This window comes from Streptomyces sp. NC-S4, assembly GCF_054353315.1.
Genome location: NZ_CM135937.1, coordinates 1,793,049 through 1,814,934, shown reverse-complemented (window position 1 = coordinate 1,814,934; position 21,886 = coordinate 1,793,049). Strand labels below are relative to the sequence as shown.

Here is a 21,886-nt window from a genome sequence, read left to right as displayed (position 1 = left end):
CAATCCAATACCGGCCGCGCCCGCCGTCGGGCGGGGCCAATTCGACGAAGGTGGACCGGACAGCATGGCCGAATGGACCTCAGCGGTCGGTGCCGCACAGCTCGCCCGTCTCATCACCTCCCAGCAGGAGCGGCCCAGCGTCCCCGGGGCGCGCAGGCTGCCCGCCTACCGGACCCTCGCCGACGGCATCCGCCTGCTCGTCCTCGAAGGCCGCGTCCCGGTCGCCGCCCGGCTGCCCGCCGAGCGGGAACTGGCCGTCGCCCTCTCCCTCAGCCGCACCACCGTCGCCGCCGCCTACGAGGCCCTGCGGGGCGAGGGGTTCCTGGAATCCCGCCGCGGCGCCGGCAGCTGGACCTCCGTCCCGGCCGGGAACCCGCTGCCCGCCCGGGGGCTGGAACCGCTGCCGCCCGAGTCCCTCGGTTCGATGATCGACCTCGGCTGCGCCGCGCTCCCGGCCCCCGAGCCCTGGCTCACCAAGGCCGTCCAGGGTGCCCTGGAGGAGCTGCCGCCTTACGCGCACACCCACGGGGACTACCCGGCGGGCCTGCCCGCGCTGCGCCGGATGCTCGCCGACCGCTACACCGAGCAGGGCATTCCCACCATGCCCGAGCAGATCATGGTCACCACCGGTGCGATGGGTGCCATCGACGCCATCTGCACTCTCTTCGCCGGGCGCGGGGAGCGGATCGCCGTCGAGTCCCCTTCCTACGCCAACATCCTCCAGCTGATGCGCGCGGCGGGGGTCCGCCTCGTGCCCGTCGCGATGGCCGAGGGCCTCGGCGGCTGGGACATGGACGTCTGGCGGCAGGTGCTGCGCGATTCGGCCCCCCGCCTCGCCTACGTGGTCGCCGACTTCCACAATCCGACCGGGGCCCTGGCCTCCGAGGAGCAGCGCCGCGCGATGGTGGAGGCCGCCCGCTCGGCCGGGACCGTCCTGGTGGCCGACGAGACCATGCTGGAGCTCCGGCTGGACCCGGACCTGGAGATGCCCCGTCCGGTGTGCTCCTTCGACCCGGCCGGCAGCACGGTCATCACGGTCGGCTCCGCCAGCAAGGCGTTCTGGGCGGGCATGCGGATCGGCTGGGTGCGGGCCGCCCCCGACGTGATCCGCAGCCTGGTCGCCGCCCGGGCCTACGCCGACCTGGGCACTCCGGTGCTGGAGCAGCTCGCGGTGAACTGGCTGATGCGCACCGGGGGCTGGCAGGAGGCCGTCGGGCTCCGCCGGGAGCAGGCCCGGGAGAACCGGGACGCGCTGGTCGCGGCGGTCCGCCGGGAGCTGCCGGACTGGGAGTTCGAGGTTCCGCAGGGCGGGCTGACCCTGTGGGCCCGCGCGGGCGGGCTCTCCGGCTCGCGCCTGGCCGAAGTGGGGGAGCGGGTCGGGGTGCGGGTCCCCTCGGGGCCGCGGTTCGGTGTGGACGGCGCCTTCGAGGGGTATGTCCGGCTGCCGTTCACCGTGGGCGGGCCGGTGGCCGAGGAAGCCGCCTCCCGGCTGGCGGCGGCGGCCCGGCTGGTCGGCACCGGAGCGGGCGGCAGCGGGGCGGAGCCGCCGCGCACGTTCGTGGCGTAACCCGCCGGACCCGCGGACCGGCTGTACTTGCGGGCGGGCTGTACCCGCGGGCGGGCTGTACCCGCGGACCTGTACCCCGCGGACCGGCCGCCCGTCACGACCGGCCTACGAGGCCTCGGCCGGCACTTCCGGAGTCTCCGGGGAGCCCAGTGCCGGACCCTGCGCCGCCGACTGCTCCTGGAGCGGCTTGCTCAGCGTGCTCCGGTCCCGCCCACCGCCCCCGCCGGGCGCGGGCCGACCGGGCAGCAGCTCCATCACGGCCTGGCGGTACGCCGGGTGCACGGCCTCGTCGTACGGGTCCGGGGTGGCGGGCACCTGGAGCCGGTGCACGGGCCCGGTGCCGAGCCGGGCGTACCCGCGCCCCGGCGGCACCTGGGCCGTCGGGGTGGTGTGCGGCGGCAGCCCCAGTACGTCGGTGACCTGCTGGACCGCGGCGGGCCCGAGGACGACGCGGGCGCGGGTGTGCTGCCAGACGGCGTCGTTGAGCAGTTCCAGGTGCCCGAACTGCTCGGCCACCACCACGGTGACGTGGGCGGGCCGTCCGTGCCGCAACGGCACCTGCAACTGGGCCAGCAGGTCGGGGCCGCCCCCGGAGACGGCGAGGTGGGCCAGCACGCTCGGCTGGTCCAGCAGGATCCACAGGGGCCGCCGGGTGTCCTCGGGCGCGGGCCGTCCGACCTCCCGGGCCCGGTGGGTGGCGATGAGCCGCCGTTCGGTCTCCCGCGCGGCCCATTCCAGCGTGGCCTGCGCCCCGGTCGGCCCGCATTCCACGGCGAGCACGCCGCCCCGGCCGGACAGGCAGGAGTACTCGCCGCTGCCGCCGCCGTCGACGATCAGGACGTCGCCCCCGTGCCGCAGGGCCTGCAGGGCGATGGAGCGCAGCAGGCTGGAGGTGCCGCTGCCGGGCTGACCGACGGCCAGCAGGTGGGGTTCGGTGGAGCGGGGCCCGGTGCGCCAGATCACCGGTGGCACGTCGCGGGGCTCGTCGCCCTCCAGGACGGGCAGGGTGCGCTGCACGCCGCCGGCGTCGGTGAAGCCGAGCACGGTCTCGCCGGGGGAGGTGACGAACGGCTGGGCGGCGATGCCCGTCGGCAGCGCCGCCAGCACCCTCAGGCCGAGCTGGTTGCCCTCCTCGTCCCAGTCGAAGAGGTACTCCCGTCCGCGCCCGGACTTGGCGTGCAGCAGTGCCTCGATGCGGGCCCGTGAGGCGGCCTCGCCGTCGGTGAAGTAGGCCGGGTAGCGGATGTGGAGCCGGGTGAGGCGGCCCGCCTCGTCGAACTCGTAGTCGCTGAAGGCCTTGTCCCATTCCCCGCCGTGGGCGAAGAGCGGACTGGGGTCGTCCGGGATGGAGAAGTACGGCACGAGGGCTTCGTAGAGGGAGCCGAGCCGTTCGGTCTCGGCATCGCTGGGGCCGGTCTTCGCCGAGGTGCGGTCGCGTCCGTGCCAGGCCGCCGTCGCCATGAGGGTGATCAGGGCGAGGAGGGGGCCGTAGGGGAGGAGCGCGACCACGAGGACGCAGGCGACTCCCAGGAACAGCGCGGGACCACGCTTGTCCTTGGGGGTCGTGGACCACCGGCGCCGTCCGGCCGCGGCCAGGATGCGCAGGCCGCGCCCGATCACGAGGAGCGGATGGAGGACGTCCGTGGCACTGTCGGCGGCCGTGCGAGCGAGGTCGCGGCCCCGGGTCAGCGACGTGGAGCCGCTGCTGAGGATGCGGGGAAGTGGGCGCCGGGCCACGGGCGTCTCCTGGAGTTGTGGGTGTGACGGTGTTCCGGGTGCTGCTGGGGTCGCTGCGCGATGGCCGGGCTAGAGCTTGATCCCGCCGAGCAGGCTCGCGAGGCTCGCCGTGCTCGCCGTGATGCTCGGGGCGATGGCGGAGCCGGCGAGGAAGAAGCCGAAGAGCGCGCACACGAACGCGTGCGTCAGCTTCATCCCGTCCTTCTTGAAGAAGAGGAAGCAGATGATGCCGAGCAGGACCACGCCTGAGATGGACAGGACCATGAGGTTTTCTCCTGGTTGGTGGGGACAGTCACCATCAGTTCTCCCAGGCTCACAGGAAGTATCAATGCGACAAAAGGTGCATACGGGTGAATTCAAGGGTTTTTCACTTGACCGGCCGAGTCCGGCCACTACGCCCGGCGGCCGGGGGCCGAAGGTGATCATTGCCTCGGTCCGCCCCGGACATGTGCAGGCCAGGGCGCTACCCTGACGATTCACCCGTACGGACGCAGCGCCGTGCACCCCCCTGCCCGCCCGGCCCCGGCCCGGGTCGTCGACGCCGTGACGGGCGGGCGGACCATGTCAGCAACGAGTGAAAGGCGGTACGGACCATGAGCGAGCACGCAGCCGAGGGCTCCGGTTCCCAGGGCGTCCCCGACGAGGACGTCATCGAGCTGGCCACCAAGATCTTCGACCTCGCCCGCCAGGGTGAGACCGAGGCGCTCACCGCCTACCTGGACGCCGGCGTCCCGGCGAACCTCACCAACGACCGGGGTGACACCCTGGTCATGCTCGCCGCCTACCACGGCCACGCCGACGCCGTGTCCGCCCTGCTGGCCCGCGGCGCCGAGGCCGACCGCGCCAACGACCGCGGCCAGACCCCGCTCGCCGGCGCGGTCTTCAAGGGTGAGGAGGCCGTCATCCGCGCGCTGCTCGCCGGCGGGGCCGACCCGAAGGCCGGAACCCCCTCCGCCGTGGACACGGCGCGCATGTTCGCCAAGGCCGACCTGCTGGAACTTTTCGGAGCCGAGTAGTCCGGTTTTTCCCGGGATCTGGCCGGGCCCGGGCGCGTCCCGACCTCACAGGTTGGTCACGGCGGCCATAAATGTGGTCGCGGCGCACAAACCGGCTGGGTCATCATGGCGTCGGATTCGATTCGCGAGCACGGGGGACGGGCAGAAGCGGGCGAGACACGAAGCGTGAACCGGCCGGCCCGGCCTCCATGGTCACGAAGCACCGACGAGAGTGAGAAGGCAATGGTCTACATCGAGCGGAACAAGACGGCGGACGTCCTCACATGCTGTTACGCGGCCCTGTGAATCCCGATTCCCGGTTGCGTCCCCAGCTTGATTTGAGGCCATTCCCATGTTCGAACCAGTCATAGCTCCGAGCGGTACCCTGCTCGGGCTCCTTCAGCGAGGCCGTGGCGACGGCACGCTGCACGCACTCGCGGCACCCAGGGCGGAGGCCCTCGAGGCCCTCAACCAGTGCGTGCTCCGCGACCCGCGCCAGGACTGGCAGGTCGAGAACCGCTCCTTGTACTACGCCCGGTTGTACCTGGACCTCGCCGGTCCGCTGGGCGAGATCGAGGCCCACCTCTTCAGCGCCGACGACCTCGTCGACGAAGAGGACCACCGCACGGGCCTCGCCCTGTCCGTCCTGGGCCACCTGGCCTCCTACGGCCGCGACGACGCGCTCATGCTGCTGCGCCGCTACGCCGCCTCCGGGGCGAACTGGGCCTGGGCGCTCGACGAGCTGGCCCTGCGCGACGACGACGAAGGCCTGCGGTCCCTGGCCCCGGCCGTCCTCGCCCGCTTCCCCGCCACGGCGGAGGGCGAGGCGCGGCTGGCCGCCGCCGTCCGCGACGCCTACGAGCCCCGCCCGTGGTGTCTGTGGGAGGAGACCCCCCAGTACGGGGAGCGCCTGCGCGCCGCCCGTCAGCAGGGCTCCTTCGACCGCTGGCAGCGCCAGATGACCCCGAGCGGGCCCCGGCCCGGCTGGGGCGTCCAGGCCGTCTTCGACTGGGCCGCCGACGGACTGCGCCGCGGTACCCCGCTGCACGTCCCCGCTGCCCGCTGCCTCGCCGCCGTGGCCCAGCCCGAGGACCGTTCCGCCATCCTCGCGGCCGCGGCCGGCGCCGACGGCGAGGCCGCCCGGGCCACCGCCCTGCACCACCTGGTCCTCGCCGAGCCGGAGAACCCGGCCGTGCTGGACCTGATCGAAGCCGCCGCCGACGAGCCGGCCGTGGCCGCCTACGAGCGCATGTGCGGACCCGAGGCCGTCGAACGGGCCCGACGCTGGGTCCACCGCCCCGACGCGCTCGGCGAGGCCGCCGCGGCCACCCTGGCCGCCCGCGGCGGAGCCGAGGACGCGAGCCTGGTGCTGGGCGCCCTGCGCTCCACCGTGCGCGGTGCGGGCCCGGACACCCGGCGCCTGTTCGCCCTGGTGGACGGGGCGGGCCGGCTCGCCGTCGGCTGCGCGGCCCCCGTGCTGCGCCACATCTACCGCGAGACCGCCTCGTCCCACCTGCGCGGCCGGGCCGCCAAGGCCCTGGCCAGCACCGACCCCACCTTCGCGGCCGGGTTCGCCGTCGAATGCCTCTGGGACTGCGAGGAGACCACCCGCGAGGTGGCGGCCCACCACGCCGAAACGGCCGATGCCCGCGTGGCGCCCCGGCTGCGACGCCTGGCCGCCGATCCGGCGGAGGAGGAGGACGTCCAGTCCGCGGTCCGCAGCCGCATCGCCCCGGAGTCCGCCGTATAGCGGGTCGCAGGCGCGCGGACGCCCCGGCCTGAGGAAGGCCGGGGCGTCCGGGGCTCATCGCGAAGAGGGCGTCACCCGACCGGCAAGAGGGGGTCGATCTCGCAGGCGGTGACCTCGGACGTCTTCTGCGCGCCGTACCCGACCGCGGCGCCGGGGTCCGACCCGTTCGCCGGCTTCTTGAAGACGAGGGTGTACCCCGGAGGCAGCGTCTTGGAGTTGATCCTCAACGTGCCCTCCTCCCGCCGCCGGGTCAGTTCGCTCTCGGGGTCGGCCTGCCTGCCGGGATGGCGGTACCCGCGGCCCAGGTGTGTGCACTCCGACGCGGGCTTCAGCTCGGTCACCGCGACGCTGACTCCCTGTTCCTGCAGGCTCCGGACCACCTCCGGCAGATCGGCGAGCCTGGGCGTGGGGATCTCGATGGTCCTGCCGGGGTCCTTCGGGGGCTCGGAGAGCGCTTTCAGTGCTTCCTCCAGGCCCTCCGAGTAGTCGATCGTGCAGGACGGGATCCTGGCCGGCTCCACCACGTTGAAGTCTGTCCTCCGATCGCCCAGCGGGAAGTGCTCCGCCCACGAGAACGCGAGCGTGTAGCCCGGCGGGACCGTCTTCGCGTTGACCTTGAAGAACCACCCGTCATCGCCGCGCTGCAGGACCACGGCCTCGGGGTCGCCCATCGGATCGAAGCCCCCGCGTATGAGCTCGGAGCTGCACTGGGACAGCGGCCGCTTCGGGACCAGCGCGACCTGGACCCCCAGTTCCTTGAGCCGGTCGGCCAGGGCCGGGACCTGCTGCTGCTCGGGCATCCTGAACCGGAGCGAGCCGTCCGGGTCCTTCTCGATCCCGGGCGCGTCCGCGGCCGAAGGGCTCGGCGAACCGGTGGGACCGACCGACGGCAGCGAGCCGTTGCGGGTACTGCCGGGCAGGGCCATCACGGCGAGGACGACGGCCGTCGCGATGCCCACTGCCAGCGGGATGCCGTAGCGGCGGGTCAGGGAGCGGGCGGGAGCCGGGGCCGGAGCCTCCTGCGGGAGACGGGCCAGCAGCGCCGCCTTGAGCCGGTCCTCGAACCCGCCGGGCCTGGTGCTCATCGGGCTGCCTCCAACTGCGATTCGGTGACGGCGGCGGTCCCGGTCCCGCGCAGCGCGCGGCGGGCCCGGTGGAGGCGGACGCGGACGGTCGCCTGGGTGACGCCGAGGGCCTGGGCGACCTCGGCCGGGGTGAGCTGGTCGAGCACGACCAGGTCGAGGGCGGCGCGCAGCGGCTCGGACAGGGCGGCGTGGCGCTCCGCGAGCTCCCTGAACGCGCGCTGGGCGTCGATCCGCTCCTCCAGCGCCGCCACGTCCTCGTCGTCGAGCAGGCGCCGCCCGCTCAGCCGCGCCAGCGCCCCGCTCTCGCGGGCCAGCCCGCGGGCGTGGCCCGACAGGACGTTGCGGGCTATTCCGAACAGCCAGGCGACCGGCACTCCCCTGTCGGGCCGGTAGCCGCGGGCCGATCCCATCGCGGCGAGGAAGATGTCGGCCGTCAGGTCCGCCGCAAGGTGCGGGTCGGCGACCCGCCGCGTGACGAAGCCGAGTACGGCGTCGATGTGTTCCTCGTAGAACGCCCCGAACCCCTCGGGCGTGGTGAGATCCGGCGGTCCGGTCTCGTGTCGTGGGCTGCGCACCCGGTTCCTCCCCTGCGCGGGGAACCCGAGCGGCCCCCTCACCCCGTACTTGGCCGAAGCCCCCCGAAGCGTTTCACCGGGACCTCACGAACCTCACCGGCACCCCCGGCCGGGCCTGCGCCGCCGCGTCCAGGGCCGGGCCCGGCGGGACCACGCCCACCACCGGATAGCCGCCCGTCACCGGGTGATCGGCCAGGAACACCACCGGCAGGCCGTCCGGCGGCACCTGCACCGCGCCCAGCACCATGCCCTCGCTCGGCAGCTCGCCGGCCCGGGCGCGGGCCAGCGGAGCGCCCGCCTCCGTGCGCAGGCCGATGCGGTTGGACGCCGCCGAGACGCGGAACCGCGAGCGCCACAGCCCGGCGAGGGAGGCCCCGGTGAACCAGTCCGCCCGGGGCCCGAGCCGCAGCGGGAGCAGCAGCTCCGAAGGCGGCCCGGGCAGGCCGCAGACATCCGCCCCGGGCACCGGATCCGGGCCGGGCGGGCCCACCGGCAGCAGCATCCCGGCCGACAGGACCGGCGGCCCCAGCCCGGACAGCAGGTCCGTGGAGCGACTGCCCAGGACCGGCGGGGCGGCCAGGCCACCCCGCACCGCGACGTAGCAGCGCACCCCCGACTCCGCCCGGCCCACCTCCAGCTCCGCCCCGGCCGGGAGCCGGACCGGCGCCCCCCAGGCCACCGGGCGACCGGAGATCCGTACCGGACAGGGCGCGCCCGTGACCGCCACGGTGGTCGCGGCCAGGGCCCGCAGCCCGACCCCGTCCAGGGTCGTTTCCAGCGCCGCCGCGTCCGGTGCGTTGCCGACGAGCCGGTTGGCCAGCGCGTACGCCGCCGTGTCGAGGGCCCCCGAGCGCGGGACCCCCAGGTGCGCGTATCCCGGGCGGCCCCGGTCCTGGACCGTCGTCAGCGCCCCCGGCCGCACCACCAGCAGCCCCTCAGCCACGGCCGTCCTCCTGCGTGAACCGCACCCGGACCCCGGGCGCGAGGAGCGCCGCCGGCTCGCGCTGCGGGTCCCAGAGCACCGCGTCCGTGGAGCCGATCAGCTGCCAGCCGCCGGGGGAGGAGCGCGGGTACACCCCCGCGTACTCCCCGGCCAGCGCCAGCGAGCCCGCCGGGACGGCCGTACGGGGCGTCCCGCGGCGAGGGACGCGCAACCGCTCCGGCAGCCCCGTCAGGTAGCCGAAGCCCGGCGCGAAACCGCAGAAAGCCACCCGGAAGACGGTCCCGCCGACGATCTCCGGCACCTCCCGCGGGGCGACCCCCCACAGCCGGGCCACCTCCACCAGGTCCGGCCCGTCGTACCGCACCGGGACGGTGACCTGCGGCCCCTGCGTCGGCGCGAGCGGCGGCACCTGCCACCGCCCGATCCGGGCACCGAGCGCCGCCGGGTCCCGTACGCCGTCCAGCAGCACGGTCCGCGCGGCCGGTACGAGGTCCCGTACGGGTCCCAGCTCGCCCGCGTCCCGGCGGCGCAGCAGCTCGGCGTGGAGCGCGGCGACCTCGTCCGCCGAGTCCAGTTCGATCAGCAGCGCCTCAGCACCCACCACGAGGGTCCTCACGCGAAGGCCTCCACCCGGACCCCGGCCTCGCCCAGCGCCTCCCGGACCCGGCGGGCGAGTACGGCCGCCCCCGGGGTGTCCCCGTGCAGGCACAGCGAGCGTGCGGCCACCGGGACCGTCGACCCGTCGGCCGCCGTCACCGCTCCGTCGGCCGCCATCCGGACGGCTCGCGCGACGACCGCGTCCGGGTCGTGCAGCACGGCATCCGGCTCGCCGCGCGGGACCAGCGTCCCGGCCGGCGTGTAGGCGCGGTCGGCGAAGGCCTCCGGTACGGGAGCCAGCCCGGCCTCCCCGGCGGCGGCGAGCAGCAGCGACCCGGGCAGTCCCAGCACCGGCAGGCCGCCGGTGGCACCGGACCCGGCCGCCAGCCGGACGCCCGCGACCACCGCGGCGGCCTGGCCGGCGTCGTGGACGGTGCGGTTGTAGAGCGCGCCGTGCGGTTTCACGTACGACACCCGGGAGCCGGCCGCGCGCGCGAACACCTCCAGTGCCCCGATCTGGTAGGCCACCTCGTCGGCGAGCTCGGCGGGCGGCACGTCCATGGAGCGCCGCCCGAAGCCGGCCAGATCGCGGTAGGAGACCTGCGCGCCGATCCGCACGCCCCGCTCCGCGGCGAGCTCGCAGACGCGGCGCATGATGGACGGGTCACCGGCGTGGAAGCCGCAGGCCACATTGGCGCTCGTGACGACGGACAGCAGGGCCTCGTCGTCGGTGAGCGTCCAGCGCCCGAAGCCCTCGCCGAGGTCGGCGTTGAGGTCGATCACGCGAGCGGATGCGATCATGGAAGCCATGCGCCGAGCGTAGAGCAGGCGGCCGGAGCGGACGCCGGGACGATCCGGCCGAACCATGCCGTTTGGGATGTTGTCAGTAACAGGACCTAGTCTTTGTCCGTGACTCTCCCTGCCCCGGCGAAGACCCTTCCGTCCCCGGCGCCGGGCCCGGCCGCCGACGAGGGCCTGGCCCGGCGGCTGCGTGCCCTCGCCTGCACCGCCCCGCTGCACGACCTCGACGTCCGCAAGGCCAATCTGGCCGGCGAGTACGGGATCTACGCGATGGCGGAGGTCGCGCTGGCCGCGATCGACCTGGTCACGCTCAACATGGACTTCGACACGGGTGCCGACCACGAGCAGATAGTGGCCAGGCTGCTGCCGCGCGTCGCGGCCCAGGCCCCCGCCCGCCCGGCGGCCGAGCACGAGCGGGTGGCCCGCTGGGTGCTGGAGAACCTGATCAACGTCGGCAGCGTGGACCGCGGATTCCGCGCGATGTACGGCACCTTCGGCCCCGACGGCGTCTACGTGCGCAGGGACTACGACTTCAAGCTGATCGAAGAGGTCCCCGGCTACGGCGGCGTGGTCTACCTGCGCACCACCGACGAGGCCGTCAACGTCCTCGTCGGCGCCCTCGACACGGACGTCACCAGCGCTCAGATCGCCGCCGAGGTCAAGCTGGAGGTGCTGATCAGCCGCGGCCGGCTGGCCGACGCCCAGCTCGCCGCCGAGCAGGCCCGCTACCGGACCGTGCAGTACGCCGAGACCCTGCGCCGCACGCTGGACGCGACGCGCCGCAACGTCCGGGCGGTGGACTGGCTCCGGGCCGTGCCCGACATGATCGCCGAGGCCCTGGACCACGTCGCCGACCGCTACCGCCACGAGAACGCGATCCTGACCAACATCCGCAAGGCGCGCGACGAGGCGGAGGAGCCGGAGAACAAGCGGCGCGCGGCCGAACTCGTCGACATCGTCAAGGACTGCATCCGCCGGCACACCCAGCTCCAGTCCCGGCTGCTGGACGCCGGCCCGCTCTTCCGGGCCGAACAGGACCGCCAGGCCTTCGCCGCCCCGGCCCCCCGCTCCGGCATCGACCTGTACGGGCAGCTCGTCGCCCCGCTGCTGCCGCTGCCGGTGGCGCAGGCGAGCCGGGTGACCACCGCCTTCTTCGCCGCCGGCGCGGGGCTGCGCACGCCCGTCTCGGTGCGGGTCGCCGACCTGGTCGAGATCCTGCTGACCCCGCCGGTGGAGCGCGAGCACCTCGGCGCGGAGATGCCCGAGCCGGACCTCATCGCCACCCCGGACGACAGCCGCTTCAGCGAGGAGCAGCTCGCCGCCGCGATGGAGCTCCTCGACCTTCCGCACGACGCCCCGCGGCGGCTGTCCGGGCTCCTCGCGGAGGCCCGCCGCGGCGATCCCGAACTGCCGTACCTGGTGGCCCTGCTGGCCGTCCACGCGGCGAGCCCGGCCGTCGGCACGGCCTACCGGCAGGGGGAGGAGCGGCTCCTCTTCGCGGTGGACGACGGCACGCAGCTCGACGACCACGAATTCGGCGGCGCCGACCTCATCGTCGGCACCGCCCTCCTGGACGCCGCCGGCATGGCCGCCGACCGCGCGGAGGCGTCGTGACCCGCCGCGCCCTTGCCCCGGCTGTCGCCTCGCCCGTGCCGAACCCGGCCCTGCCGGCGCCACCTCCTTCAGCCTCGCCGGCTCCGGATTCAGCCTCGCCGGCGTTCGAGGCGCGGGTCCGGGCAGAGCCCGGTGCCCGGCGGAGCCGGGTTTCCTGGGGCTCCGCCCCAGACCCCGCGCCTCAAACGCCGGCGAGGCTGAATCGGCCGGAGCCGCCTGATCCGCACAGAGGCCCCGCCGGCAGCAGCCGTACCGCCCGAACGACCCGCACCGCCGAGGAGACGTACCCGTGAGCGACCACCACGCCGAGCACCCCGCGTGGAGCGAGCCCGACGCGCCGTCGGCTCCCGTCGCGCCCGCCACCGGTGGGTCCGTGACCCCGGCGGACGCCGCCGACGCGGCCCGGCTCGTCGCCTTCGGGCTGCAGCCCAAGCTGCTCCCCGCCCGGGACGCCGAGTACGCGGAGCTGCTCCGCCGCTACCGCGAGGACCCCGCCTTCGGCCGGCTCGCCGACGCGGTCGCCACCGGCCTCGGCCTCGTCGTCCTGGAGGTGTCCCCGCGCGCCGGCATGGCCGTGGCCGCCGGCGAGGACTCCGTCTTCGCCGTCCGGATGGGCGACTACGCCCGCCGCACCGCCGCCGACTCCGCCGACCGCTTCCTGCACGGCCTCGCACACCTCGCCGTGGCCGCCCTGGCCTTCCCGCGCCCCGAGGACCTCGCCGACGACGGCTACATCGGCCGCATCACGGTCAACGGCGTCGACGCCTTCGTCCGGCAGACCTGCCGCCGCCTGGAGGAGCGGGCCGAGGAGCTCGGCGAGAACACCGACCCGGCCTCCGACGCCCCCGGCCTGGAGGCCGCCTGGCGCGTCTACGCCCGCCGCAGCGCGACCGGTGCCACCAAGGACGCCCGCCGCCTCGCCGGCTCCACCACCGGCATCGTCGGCAAGGCGGCCGCCTTCCTCACCGACTCCGGTTTCCTCCAGCGCACCGGGGACGAGGCCGGCGGCACCTACCGCACCACCCCGCGCTACCAGCTCCAGGTCCGTGACATGGCGGGCAGCGCGGCGATGGCCGAGCTCCTGGAGCTCGGCGTGGTCCCGGTCGGCGACGGCTCCGCCACCCTGCTGCCGCCGCCCGAGGGCGACGACCTGGAACTGGCCGCCGACGCCGGACTCCCGTTCCACGCCTGAGCCCCGGGCCCCACGGCCCGCGCCCCGATCCCCGTACGTCCCGCCTCACCCAAGACATCACGAGAGTCCGCCGCCATGTACGAGCTGTCCCGGATCCGCCTCTACTCCATCGGGCCCGCCGGTGCGCGCTACGCCGACACCGTGCTCGACCTGCGCGGAGTCGGCGAACCGGTGCCCCACCCGGCACCGACCCAGGCGGAGTTCTTCGAGGACGAGCCCACCGGCCCGCCGCGCCGGCCCGCGCCGGCCGGTGTGCTCTTCCTGGAGAACGGCGGCGGCAAGTCCGTCCTCCTCAAGCTGATCTTCTCGGTGATGCTCCCCGGCCACCGCAACACCCTCGGCGGCGCCAGCTCCGGCGTCCTGCGCAAGTTCCTGCTCGCCGACGACTGCGGGCACGTCGCCCTGGAATGGCAGCACACCCAGACCGGCGAGTGCGTGGTCGTCGGCAAGGTCAGCGAATGGCGCGGCCGCCAGGTCTCCAACGACCCGCGCAAGTTCGCCGAGGCCTGGTACTCCTTCCGCCCCGGACCCGGCCTCAGCCTCGACAGCCTGCCCGTCGCCGAGGCCACCTCCGTGCGCCCGCCCGTCGAAGGCGCCTCCGGGGCCCAGGGCCGCCGCCGCACGATGAAGGGCTTCCGCGACTCCCTCACCGAGGCGGGCAAGGCGTACCCGCACCTGGAGGTGTACTTCGAGGAGATCCACGACCGCTGGAACGAGCACCTCACCGAACTCGGCCTCGACCCCGAACTCTTCCGCTACCAGCGCGAGATGAACGCCGACGAGGGCGAGGCGGCCGGCCTCTTCGCGGTCAAGAAGGACTCCGACTTCACCGACCTCCTGCTGCGCGCCGTCACCGACACCCGCGACACGGAGGGCCTCGCCGACCTCGTCCACGGCTTCGGCAACAAGCTCGGCCGCCGCGCCGAGCTCATGGCCGAACGGGACTTCACCGCAGGCTCGGTGGACCTGCTCACCCGCATCGTCGAGGCCGCCGCCGCCCGCTCCCGGCTGCGCGACGTGCACGCGGGCGCGGAACGCCGTACGCGCACCCTCGCCCGGCGGCTGTCCGCCCGCGCCGCCGAGGAGCGCGGCCGCGCCGCCGACCTGGCCCAGCGGGTCACCGGCGCCGCCCACCAGGTCACCGCCGCCGAGTCCGCGCGCACCCGCAGTGCCGCCGTCTCCGCCGAACTCGCCTACCGGCACGCCTCGCTGGCCCTGACCGTCGCCGACAAGGCGGCCGCCGCCCAGCGCCGCGAACTCCTCGAGGCCAGGACGCTGCACTCCGCGTGGCAGGCCGCCGAGAACGTGCTGCGCCACCGGGCCGCCGCCGACCGCTCGGCCCGCGTCGCCGCCGCGATCCTGGAGGCCGAGCGGGACGCCGCCCCGGCACTGGCCGCCCGCGCCACGGCCGCCGGCGAACTCGTCCGGGCCCTGCACACCGCCGCCGAGCACGGCGAGCAGCTCGCCAACGAGGAGGAGGAGCGCTCCGCCGCCCTCCAGGCCACCGGCGAGGCCGCCCACCGCGACGCCACCGCCGCCGCCACGGCCGCCCAGCGGGCCCGCAGCGAGGCCGAGCACCTGCGCTCGCGGCTGGCCGAGGTCCAGCAGGAGACCGCCGAGGCCGTCCGCGCCGGCTGGCTCGACGACACCGCCCCCGACGCCGACCCGGCCCGCGCCGCCCTCGCCGCCACCGATGCCGAGAAGACCGCCGTCGCCGCCTGGGACGAGTCCCGCGAGGCCGCCCGCGCCGCCGCCGAGGCCGCCCGCGAGGCCGCTGCCGCGGAGTCCCGCGCCGAGCTCACCGCCGCCCGCGCGGCGGACGCCGCCGACGCCGCCGAGGCCGCCCACGACGCGGAGCACCGGGCCGCGGCCTCCCTCGCCACCGCCCCGCGCCTGGCGGAGCTCCTGGGGCTCCCGTCGGTGCCCGCCTCCTTCCTGCCCCACCCGCGCACGCAGAGCGGCACCTCCGGCACGTTCGCCGGATCCGCCGCCCAGGGCGCGTCGGCAGGGGCCGCGCACGGCTCCGCCGGACACGGTCCGGCGGCCCAGGCGGGTCCCGCCGGCCGCCCCGACGCGGCCGGCGCCGGCGGGCTCACGGTCGCCGACCTCGACCGCAACGCCGACGACCTCCGCCGGCTGCTGACCGACGGAGTCGCAGCCGCCGAGCGCCAGCTCTTCGACCTGCGCACCGCGGCCGCCGACGACGCCCGCATCCTCGGCGCCCTCGGCGACGGCGGCCTGCTGCCGCCCGGCCCCGACGTCCTGGCCACCGTGGAGTACCTCGGCGAGCACGGCATTCCCGCCCTCCCCGGCTGGCGCTACCTCGCCCAGTCCGTGGACCCCGCCGACCACGCCGCGGTCCTCGCCGCCCGCCCCGAACTCGTCGACGGCGTCGTCATCACCGACCCCGACACCCACGGCCGGGCCCGCGAGGTGCTCTCCGGCGCCGCCCTGCTGCCCCGCTCCACCGTCGCCGTCGGCACGGCCGCCGCCCTGCTGGCCCCGCTGCCGCCGGCCGGCGACGCAGCCGACTCCGGGGTGTTCCTCGTACCGCCGAACCCGGCCATGCACGACGAGCACGCCGCCGACGAGGAGCGCCAGGCGCTGCGTGCCCGCGCCGCCGCCCGTGACACCGAGATCCGCGACCTCGCCGCCCGCCTCGGCGGTGACCGCGAGCTCGCCGCCCGCCTCGGCTCCTGGCGCACCGGCTGCCCGCCCGGCCGCCTCACCGAACTCGCGGAGGCGGCCGCCGCCGCCCGGATGTTCGCCGAGGAGGCCGACGCCGAGCTCGCGGAGGCCCGTACCGTACGCGCCGAGGCCGACGAGGCCGCCGCCGACGCGGCCCGCGTGCGCGAGGAGCGCCAGGACACCGCCCAGCGTGCCCGCCGCGTCGCCGACGCCCTCGCCGGGCTGGCCTTCCGGCTGCGCGAGCGCGCCGGCTGGCAGGCCAAGCTCCGCGAACTCGCCGACGACGCCGCCGAGTCCGAGGCCCGCGCCGAGGTCTGCCTGGACCGGGCCCGCGCCGCTGACGAGGACCGCCGCGCCGCCCAGCGCGCCGCCGACGACGCCCGCCGCACCGCCCGCGCCCTGCGCGCCGAACGCGCCGAGATCGCCGGCGCCCCCGACCAGCTGCCCGACGGCGAGGGCGACGGCCCCCGGGCGCCGCTGCCGGACCTGCGCGAGGCCTACCGCGCGGCCTCCCAGCTCTACGAGAAGGTCGGCGTCGGCGCCGACCTGCGCGCCGAACAGGCTCGCGCCGAGAGCGACGAGAGCGCCGCTCTCGCCGAACTCGACCGCCTCACCAACAAGGTCCGCACCCGGGCCGCCCAGCTCCTCGAAGGCACCGACGGCGCCGACGGCCCCTCCCGGCAGGCCGCGGCCGCCCGCGCCGAGTCCCTCGTGCAGATGCTGGAGACCCGCGCGTCCACCGCCAGCGAGCAGCTCGGCCGACTGCGCGGCGAGGCCGAACGGCACGCGCCCGCCGAGGGGGAGGCGCACACCGAACTCCCCGAGGAGCTCGTCCCCGAGGACGTCGAACAGGCGCAGGCCCTGCTGCGTACGGCCACCGCCCAGCTCGCCGCCCACACCGCGGCCGTGGAGAGCGCCCGGGCCGCCCACGCGGACCTGCTGCGCGCCCACCGCACCGCCGAGGACGGCGCCGGTGGCTTCGACGAGACCGCGGCGATGCTGCGGGACCTGCTGCGCGACCACGCCCACCAGGACGACGAGCAGGAGCCGGCGCCCCACGCGGGCACCCTGGAGGAGGCCCGCCAGTCCGCCGCCGAGGCCCGCCGCTCCCTGCGCGGCTGCGCGGGCGACCTCTCGGCCGCCGAGTCGGCGGTGCGCGAGGCGAGCGACATCCTGGTCCGGCACGCCAACGCCACCCGCTACGAGCAGGTACGCACCCCCGCGCGCCAGCAGATCCGCGAACTGCCCGCCTCCGCCCTGCCCGAGCATGCCGCGGCCTGGGCCGCGGCCTTCGCGCCCCGGCTGCGCGTCCTCACCGACGAACTGGCCCAGCTGGAGCGCAACCGCGACAGCATCGTCGACCGCCTGCGCGGCCTCGTCGAATCGGCCCTGGCCACGCTCCGCTCCGCCCAGCGGCTCTCGCAGCTCCCGGAAGGCCTCGGCGAATGGTCGGGCCAGGAGTTCCTGCGGATCCGCTTCGAGGAACCGGACCAGGCCACGCTCACGGAGCGGCTCGGCGAGGTCATCGACGAGGCGACCCGCGCGGCCGTGAAGAAGAACGGCGGCGCCGCCTTCGGCGAGGGCCGCCGCGACGGCATGTCCCTGCTGCTGAGGGGCGTCCAGGCGGCCCTGGAGCCCAAGGGCATCTCCGTGGAGATCCTCAAGCCCGACGCGGTGCTGCGCGCCGAGCGGGTGCCGGTGGGACAGATGGGCGACGTGTTCTCCGGCGGACAGCTGCTGACCGCCGCGATCGCGCTGTACTGCACGATGGCGGCGCTGCGCAGCAACGACCGCGGCCGCGACAAGCACCGGCACGCGGGCACGCTGTTCCTGGACAACCCGATCGGCCGCGCCAACGCCACATACCTGCTGGAGCTCCAGCGGGCCGTCTCCGACGCGCTGGGCGTCCAGCTGCTCTACACGACCGGCCTGTTCGACACCACGGCCCTCGCCGAGTTCCCGCTGGTGATCCGCCTGCGCAACGACGCGGACCTGCGGGCGGGCCTGAAGTACATCAGCGTCGAGGAGCACCTGCGCCCGGGCCTGCCGCAGCCGTCCGCGGAGGCGGAGACCATCCACGGCGAGATCACGGCGACCCGCATGTTCCGCCGCAGCGGCGTTTCCTGACGCGCGGCGACGCCGGCGCGAGGGCGTCGGCGTGCCGGGGCGTCGGCCTGCGAGGGCGTCAGCGCGTGGAGTAGCGGCCGGAGGCCGCCAGGGGGCCGTCCTCGCGGGGTATTCGGCCCGCGGCGGTCTCCCGGGCCGTCCGGGCCGTCCGGGAGGCCCGGCGGGCTTCCCAGCGGCGGCTGCGGGCCGTGCTGCTGGGCTCCGACAGGACCCCGTACCGCTGGTTCCAGGTCTGCCGGGTGATCCACACGTCCAGCACGCCCCAGGTGGCCACGATCGTCCCCGCTATCGCGCCGAGCCCCATCGGCAGGGCCAGCCAGGACCCGGTCAGGGTCAGGAAGAACGTGATCGTCGCCTGCGTCAGGGTCACGGCCACGATCAGCACCGCCCGTACCGCGGAGGCCCGTACCGAATCCGGCATCCGGCGCCGCCGGGCCGGCTCCTCCACCCACAGTCCCCGCCCGGCCCCGCCGGCCCCCGGGCCCCCACGCGCGCCGCCGCCCTCGTCACTGCTCATGGTCCGCTCACTCCCCACCGCGCGGTCCGTCATGCCTGCATGTCCTGCCTACTTGCCACGTCTGCCCACCCCGCCCGCCCCTCACGTCCGTCCGGTGTGCCCCCTCGAACAGAAGGACGTTCGGCGGTGCCCGGAGATTCCCGGTTCGCGGATGCCTTCACCGGCCGAAATGATCGCGGAACGAATAATTCCAGCCATCCATCGGGTTGCGGGAACTGACGCCCCACCAAGTGTCATCTGCCACATATCGGGCCGCAGTTGACCGGAAGTGTCGGACAACTGGTGATCTTCCTCCCGGGGGCAGGCCGAAAACGTCCGGACACGCCTTCGAAGCTGCCCCGCAGCAGTAGTAGGCTCACGCCGTTTAAATGACGGAACACCGACCCCCGGTAACGGGGTTGACCTGGGGGAGGCTGGGGAGGCCATGCGCTTTCGCGGGAAGTCCATCCGCCGGAAGATCGTGGCGTTGCTCCTTGTGCCGCTCGTCTCCCTGACCGCCCTCTGGGGCTTCGCGACAGTCATCACCGGCCGTGAGGCCGTCCAACTCTTCGACGTGGCCTACATCATCGACAAGGTCGGCTACCCCGTCGAGGACGTCGTCCGCGTCATCCAGAAGGAACGGCGCCAGACCCTGGTCGTCCTCGGCGACCCCCGGGCCGCCACCGCGACGGCCGAACTCACCAAGCGCCGCGCCGAAACCGACCTGGCCGTCGAGCAGATCAGCGTCAGCGCCCGCGACGCCAAGGTCATCGACGAACTGAGCCCGCAGAGCGCCCGGCGCCTGCACTCGATCGTCGCCGCCTTCCAGGGCATCGGCGCCATGCGCCGCTCCGTCGACCAGAACGCCCTGGACCCCACGCAGGCCCTGGACCTCTACAACCGGCTGGTCGACCCCTGCTACGACTTCCTCATGAACCTCCACGGCCTGGACAACGTGGAGGTGGACAAGGAGGGCCGCGCCCTCGTCGGCATCAGCCGCGCCCGCGAACTGCTCTCCCGCGAGGACGCCGTCATCGCCTCCGCCCTCGCCGCGCGCAACGTCACCGCGCCCGACGTCCGGCACGTCTCCGACTTCGCCGCCAACCGCGGCCTGCTCTACGAGTTCAACCTCGTGACCCTCCCCGCCGAGGACCGGGAGCGCTTCGAGAAGTACTGGAAGGACCCCGAGACCCAGCCCCTGCGCGACGCCGAGGAACGCTTCATAGCCGGCGGCGCCGTCAACAAGCCGCGCAACCTCACCGCCGCCCAGTGGGACGAGGCAGCCACCAAGGTCCTGGAAGACCTGGCCGCCATGAACACCGACGCCGGCAACCGCTACCAGGAGCGCATCGAGCCCGTCGCCACGGACGTCATGGTCCAGGCCGCCGTCGCCGGCGTCCTCGGCTTCCTCGCCCTGGTCGTGTCCCTCGTGATGTCCGTACGCATCGGCCGCGACCTCGTCCGTGACCTGTCCCGGCTGCGCAAGGAGGCCCACGAGGCCTCCGGCGTCCGGCTGCCCAGCGTGATGCGCCGCCTCGCCGCGGGGGAACACGTCGACGTGGAGACCGAGTCGCCCCACCTCGAATACGAGAAGGACGAGGTCGGCCAGGTCGGCCAGGCCCTCAACACCCTCCAGCGCGCCGCCGTCGAGGCCGCCGTCAAGCAGGCCGACCTGCGCCGCGGCGTCTCCGAGGTCTTCGTCAACCTGGCCCGCCGCAACCAGGTTCTGCTGCACCGCCAGCTGACCCTCCTCGACACCATGGAGCGCCGTACCGAGGACACCGAGGAGCTGGCCGACCTCTTCCGCCTCGACCACATGACCACCCGCATGCGCCGGCACGCCGAGGGCCTCGTGATCCTCTCCGGCGCCGCACCCTCCCGCCAGTGGCGCAAGCCCGTCCAGCTGATGGACGTCGTACGCGCGGCCGTCGCCGAGGTCGAGGACTACGAGCGCATCGAGGTGCGCCGGCTCACCCGCCTGGGCATCGTCGGCCCGGCCGTCGCCGACGTCACCCACCTCATCGCCGAACTCCTGGAGAACGCCACCGTGTTCTCGCCGCCGCACACCGCGGTCCAGGTGCACGGCGAGCGCGTCGCCAACGGCTTCACCCTGGAGATCCACGACCGCGGCCTCGGCATGACCCCGGAGGCGCTGCTCGACGCGAACCTCCGGCTCGCCGAGACCCCCGAGTTCGAGCTCTCCGACACCGACCGCCTCGGCCTGTTCGTCGTCAGCCGCCTCGCGCAGCGCCACAGCGTCAAGGTCGTCCTCCAGCCCAGCCCGTACGGGGGCACCACCGCGGTGCTCTTCCTCCCCGCGGCCCTGCTGACCGAGGCACCCGAGACCAACGGCGCGGGCGCACGGTTCGACGGCGCCCGGGCCGCCGCCAAGCCCCTCCGGTCCGACAAGGCCGGCCACCTCGGCCGCGCCGGGTCCGAGCGGGCCGCACCCGCCGCCATGGAGCGCGCCCCGTCCGGCCGCCAGCTGCCCGTCGCCGAACTGCGCGGCCCGGTCGAGCTGGAGGCCCCGCTCCCCGTCGGCGGGCTGGAGGGCCTGGACCGGCTGGACGGCCTCGACGACCCCGCCGCGCGCGGCGACGCCCCCACGGCGATCACGAGCCGCACCGGCGCCGCCGGCCGCCCCGTCATGGCCACGCTCGACGACGAGACCCCGCCGAACGGCATCCCGCGCAGCGCCCTCCTGGGCCTGCGCCCGGCGGACCGGCCGCACGCCGACCGGCACGCGGACCGCGGCGGCTCCCGCAAGGGCGACCGCGAGCCGCACGCGCCCACCGGCCCGGTCCGGCTGGACACCCAGCGCGTGGAGACCCCGCGTCCGGACGGCTCCCGCTCCGCGGGCGCCGTACCGCTGCCGCGCCGACGCCCGACCCCGACCCTCGTCGCCGAGCACGGCCGCCGGGTGGAGCCCCGCCCGGTGTCCGTGGTCCCGCAGCCCTCCCCGGCCTCCACGCCCGGATCCGACCCCGGATCCGACGCCGGGGCCGCCGCACCCGGCCCCGCCATCGGCGGTTTGCCCCGCCGGGTCCGCCAGGCCAGCCTGGCGCCCCAGCTCAAGAAGTCCCCGTCCGCCGCCCCCGCCGAAGCCGCCCCCGACCAGGTGGCCGACCGCGACGCGGAAGACGTACGTACGCGCATGTCCGCACTCCAGCGTGGCTGGACGGCGGGCCGCAACCAGCACGCACAGCAGAAGTCCGAGACCGAGGCGGGCACGTCCGCCGCCGGCGGTCCCGCGAACGAGAACGAAGGGGACGGTCGATGACCGCACCGCAGACCGGCAACGACACCAGGGGCCGCGGCTCCGGCCCGCTCAACTGGCTCCTCGACGAGCTCGTCGACCGGGTCGGATCCATCCGCAAGGCGGTGGTCCTCTCCGGCGACGGCCTGCCCACCGGCAGCTCCAAGGACCTGACCCGCGAGGACAGCGAGCACCTGGCGGCGGTCGCCTCCGGCTTCCACAGCCTCGCCAAGGGTGTCGGCCGGCACTTCGACTCCGGCCGCGTCCGCCAGACCGTGGTCGAGCTCGACGAGGCCTTCCTCTTCGTCATGGCCGCGGGCGACGGCAGCTGCCTGGCCGTCCTGGCCGACGCCGACTCCGACGTCGGCCAGGTGGCGTACGAGATGACGCTCATGGTCAAGCGTGTCGGCGACCACCTGGCGACCGCCCCGCGCACCGGGCTGCCAGCCGGAGGGTGAGTCGT

Annotated in this window: 16 protein-coding genes; 8 read left to right on the top strand and 8 right to left on the bottom strand. The window is 75.2% G+C overall.

Annotated features, from left to right (window positions below):
* Nucleotides 1-64 precede the first annotated feature (64 nt).
* Nucleotides 65-1,567, top strand: coding sequence for an SCO1417 family PLP biosynthesis transcription factor (locus ACXNSR_RS07615; protein WP_458641383.1), 1,503 nt, complete (start codon nucleotides 65-67; stop codon nucleotides 1,565-1,567).
* A 105-nt stretch (nucleotides 1,568-1,672) separates the two neighbouring features.
* Here the strand turns inward: ACXNSR_RS07615 and ACXNSR_RS07610 are convergent, their stop codons facing one another.
* Nucleotides 1,673-3,304, bottom strand: coding sequence for a hypothetical protein (locus ACXNSR_RS07610; RefSeq protein WP_458641382.1), 1,632 nt, complete (start codon nucleotides 3,302-3,304; stop codon nucleotides 1,673-1,675).
* A gap of 69 nt (nucleotides 3,305-3,373) precedes the next feature.
* Entirely contained in the window at nucleotides 3,374-3,568 is a 195-nt protein-coding gene (locus ACXNSR_RS07605; protein WP_007262923.1) for a hypothetical protein, read from the bottom strand.
* A gap of 329 nt (nucleotides 3,569-3,897) precedes the next feature.
* Between ACXNSR_RS07605 and ACXNSR_RS07600 the strand changes: the two genes are divergently transcribed.
* Together ACXNSR_RS07600 and ACXNSR_RS07595 are read left to right on the top strand one after the other, a co-directional pair.
* Nucleotides 3,898-4,320, top strand: coding sequence for an ankyrin repeat domain-containing protein (locus ACXNSR_RS07600; RefSeq protein WP_458641381.1), 423 nt, complete (start codon nucleotides 3,898-3,900; stop codon nucleotides 4,318-4,320).
* Between the two features lie 331 nt (nucleotides 4,321-4,651).
* Nucleotides 4,652-6,049, top strand: a complete 1,398-nt coding sequence (locus tag ACXNSR_RS07595) for a HEAT repeat domain-containing protein (RefSeq protein WP_458641380.1) — start codon at nucleotides 4,652-4,654, stop codon at nucleotides 6,047-6,049.
* A 71-nt stretch (nucleotides 6,050-6,120) separates the two neighbouring features.
* Here ACXNSR_RS07595 and ACXNSR_RS07590 read toward each other — a convergent pair whose 3' ends face one another.
* From ACXNSR_RS07590 to ACXNSR_RS07570, 5 genes are all read right to left on the bottom strand, one after another.
* Nucleotides 6,121-7,134, bottom strand: a complete 1,014-nt coding sequence (locus ACXNSR_RS07590; protein WP_458641379.1) for a hypothetical protein — start codon at nucleotides 7,132-7,134, stop codon at nucleotides 6,121-6,123.
* Nucleotides 7,131-7,709, bottom strand: coding sequence for an RNA polymerase sigma factor (locus ACXNSR_RS07585; protein ID WP_458641378.1), 579 nt, complete (start codon nucleotides 7,707-7,709; stop codon nucleotides 7,131-7,133). The genes ACXNSR_RS07590 and ACXNSR_RS07585 overlap by 4 nt, the downstream gene beginning before the upstream one ends.
* 73 nt (nucleotides 7,710-7,782) lie before the next feature.
* A complete protein-coding gene (locus ACXNSR_RS07580; protein WP_458641377.1) occupies nucleotides 7,783-8,652 on the bottom strand; it encodes a 5-oxoprolinase subunit C family protein in 870 nt (289 codons plus the stop codon).
* Nucleotides 8,645-9,268, bottom strand: a complete 624-nt coding sequence (locus tag ACXNSR_RS07575; protein ID WP_458641376.1) for a 5-oxoprolinase subunit B family protein — start codon at nucleotides 9,266-9,268, stop codon at nucleotides 8,645-8,647. Before ACXNSR_RS07575 ends, ACXNSR_RS07580 begins: the two co-directional genes overlap by 8 nt.
* Nucleotides 9,265-10,059 carry a LamB/YcsF family protein gene (locus ACXNSR_RS07570; RefSeq protein ID WP_458641375.1) on the bottom strand — a complete coding sequence of 265 codons (795 nt, stop codon included), beginning with the start codon at nucleotides 10,057-10,059 and terminating at the stop codon, nucleotides 9,265-9,267. Before ACXNSR_RS07570 ends, ACXNSR_RS07575 begins: the two co-directional genes overlap by 4 nt.
* 99 nt (nucleotides 10,060-10,158) lie before the next feature.
* Between ACXNSR_RS07570 and ACXNSR_RS07565 the strand changes: the two genes are divergently transcribed.
* The 3 genes from ACXNSR_RS07565 to ACXNSR_RS07555 all read left to right on the top strand — a co-directional run bounded on the left by ACXNSR_RS07565 (nucleotide 10,159) and on the right by ACXNSR_RS07555 (nucleotide 17,671).
* Nucleotides 10,159-11,664: a hypothetical protein gene (locus tag ACXNSR_RS07565; protein ID WP_458641374.1), complete on the top strand. Its 1,506-nt coding sequence runs from the start codon at nucleotides 10,159-10,161 to the stop codon at nucleotides 11,662-11,664.
* Nucleotides 11,665-11,953: 289 nt separating this feature from the next.
* Nucleotides 11,954-12,856, top strand: coding sequence for a hypothetical protein (locus tag ACXNSR_RS07560; protein ID WP_458641373.1), 903 nt, complete (start codon nucleotides 11,954-11,956; stop codon nucleotides 12,854-12,856).
* 75 nt (nucleotides 12,857-12,931) lie between these two features.
* A complete protein-coding gene (locus tag ACXNSR_RS07555; protein ID WP_458641372.1) occupies nucleotides 12,932-17,671 on the top strand; it encodes a hypothetical protein in 4,740 nt (1,579 codons plus the stop codon).
* A 58-nt stretch (nucleotides 17,672-17,729) separates the two neighbouring features.
* Here ACXNSR_RS07555 and ACXNSR_RS07550 read toward each other — a convergent pair whose 3' ends face one another.
* Nucleotides 17,730-18,188, bottom strand: a complete 459-nt coding sequence (locus tag ACXNSR_RS07550) for a hypothetical protein (RefSeq protein WP_458641371.1) — start codon at nucleotides 18,186-18,188, stop codon at nucleotides 17,730-17,732.
* A 424-nt stretch (nucleotides 18,189-18,612) separates the two neighbouring features.
* Between ACXNSR_RS07550 and ACXNSR_RS07545 the strand changes: the two genes are divergently transcribed.
* Both ACXNSR_RS07545 and ACXNSR_RS07540 read left to right on the top strand, forming a co-directional pair.
* Nucleotides 18,613-21,447 carry a nitrate- and nitrite sensing domain-containing protein gene (locus ACXNSR_RS07545; protein WP_458641370.1) on the top strand — a complete coding sequence of 945 codons (2,835 nt, stop codon included), beginning with the start codon at nucleotides 18,613-18,615 and terminating at the stop codon, nucleotides 21,445-21,447.
* Nucleotides 21,444-21,881, top strand: coding sequence for a roadblock/LC7 domain-containing protein (locus ACXNSR_RS07540; RefSeq protein WP_030016314.1), 438 nt, complete (start codon nucleotides 21,444-21,446; stop codon nucleotides 21,879-21,881). Before ACXNSR_RS07545 ends, ACXNSR_RS07540 begins: the two co-directional genes overlap by 4 nt.
* Nucleotides 21,882-21,886 lie beyond the last annotated feature (5 nt).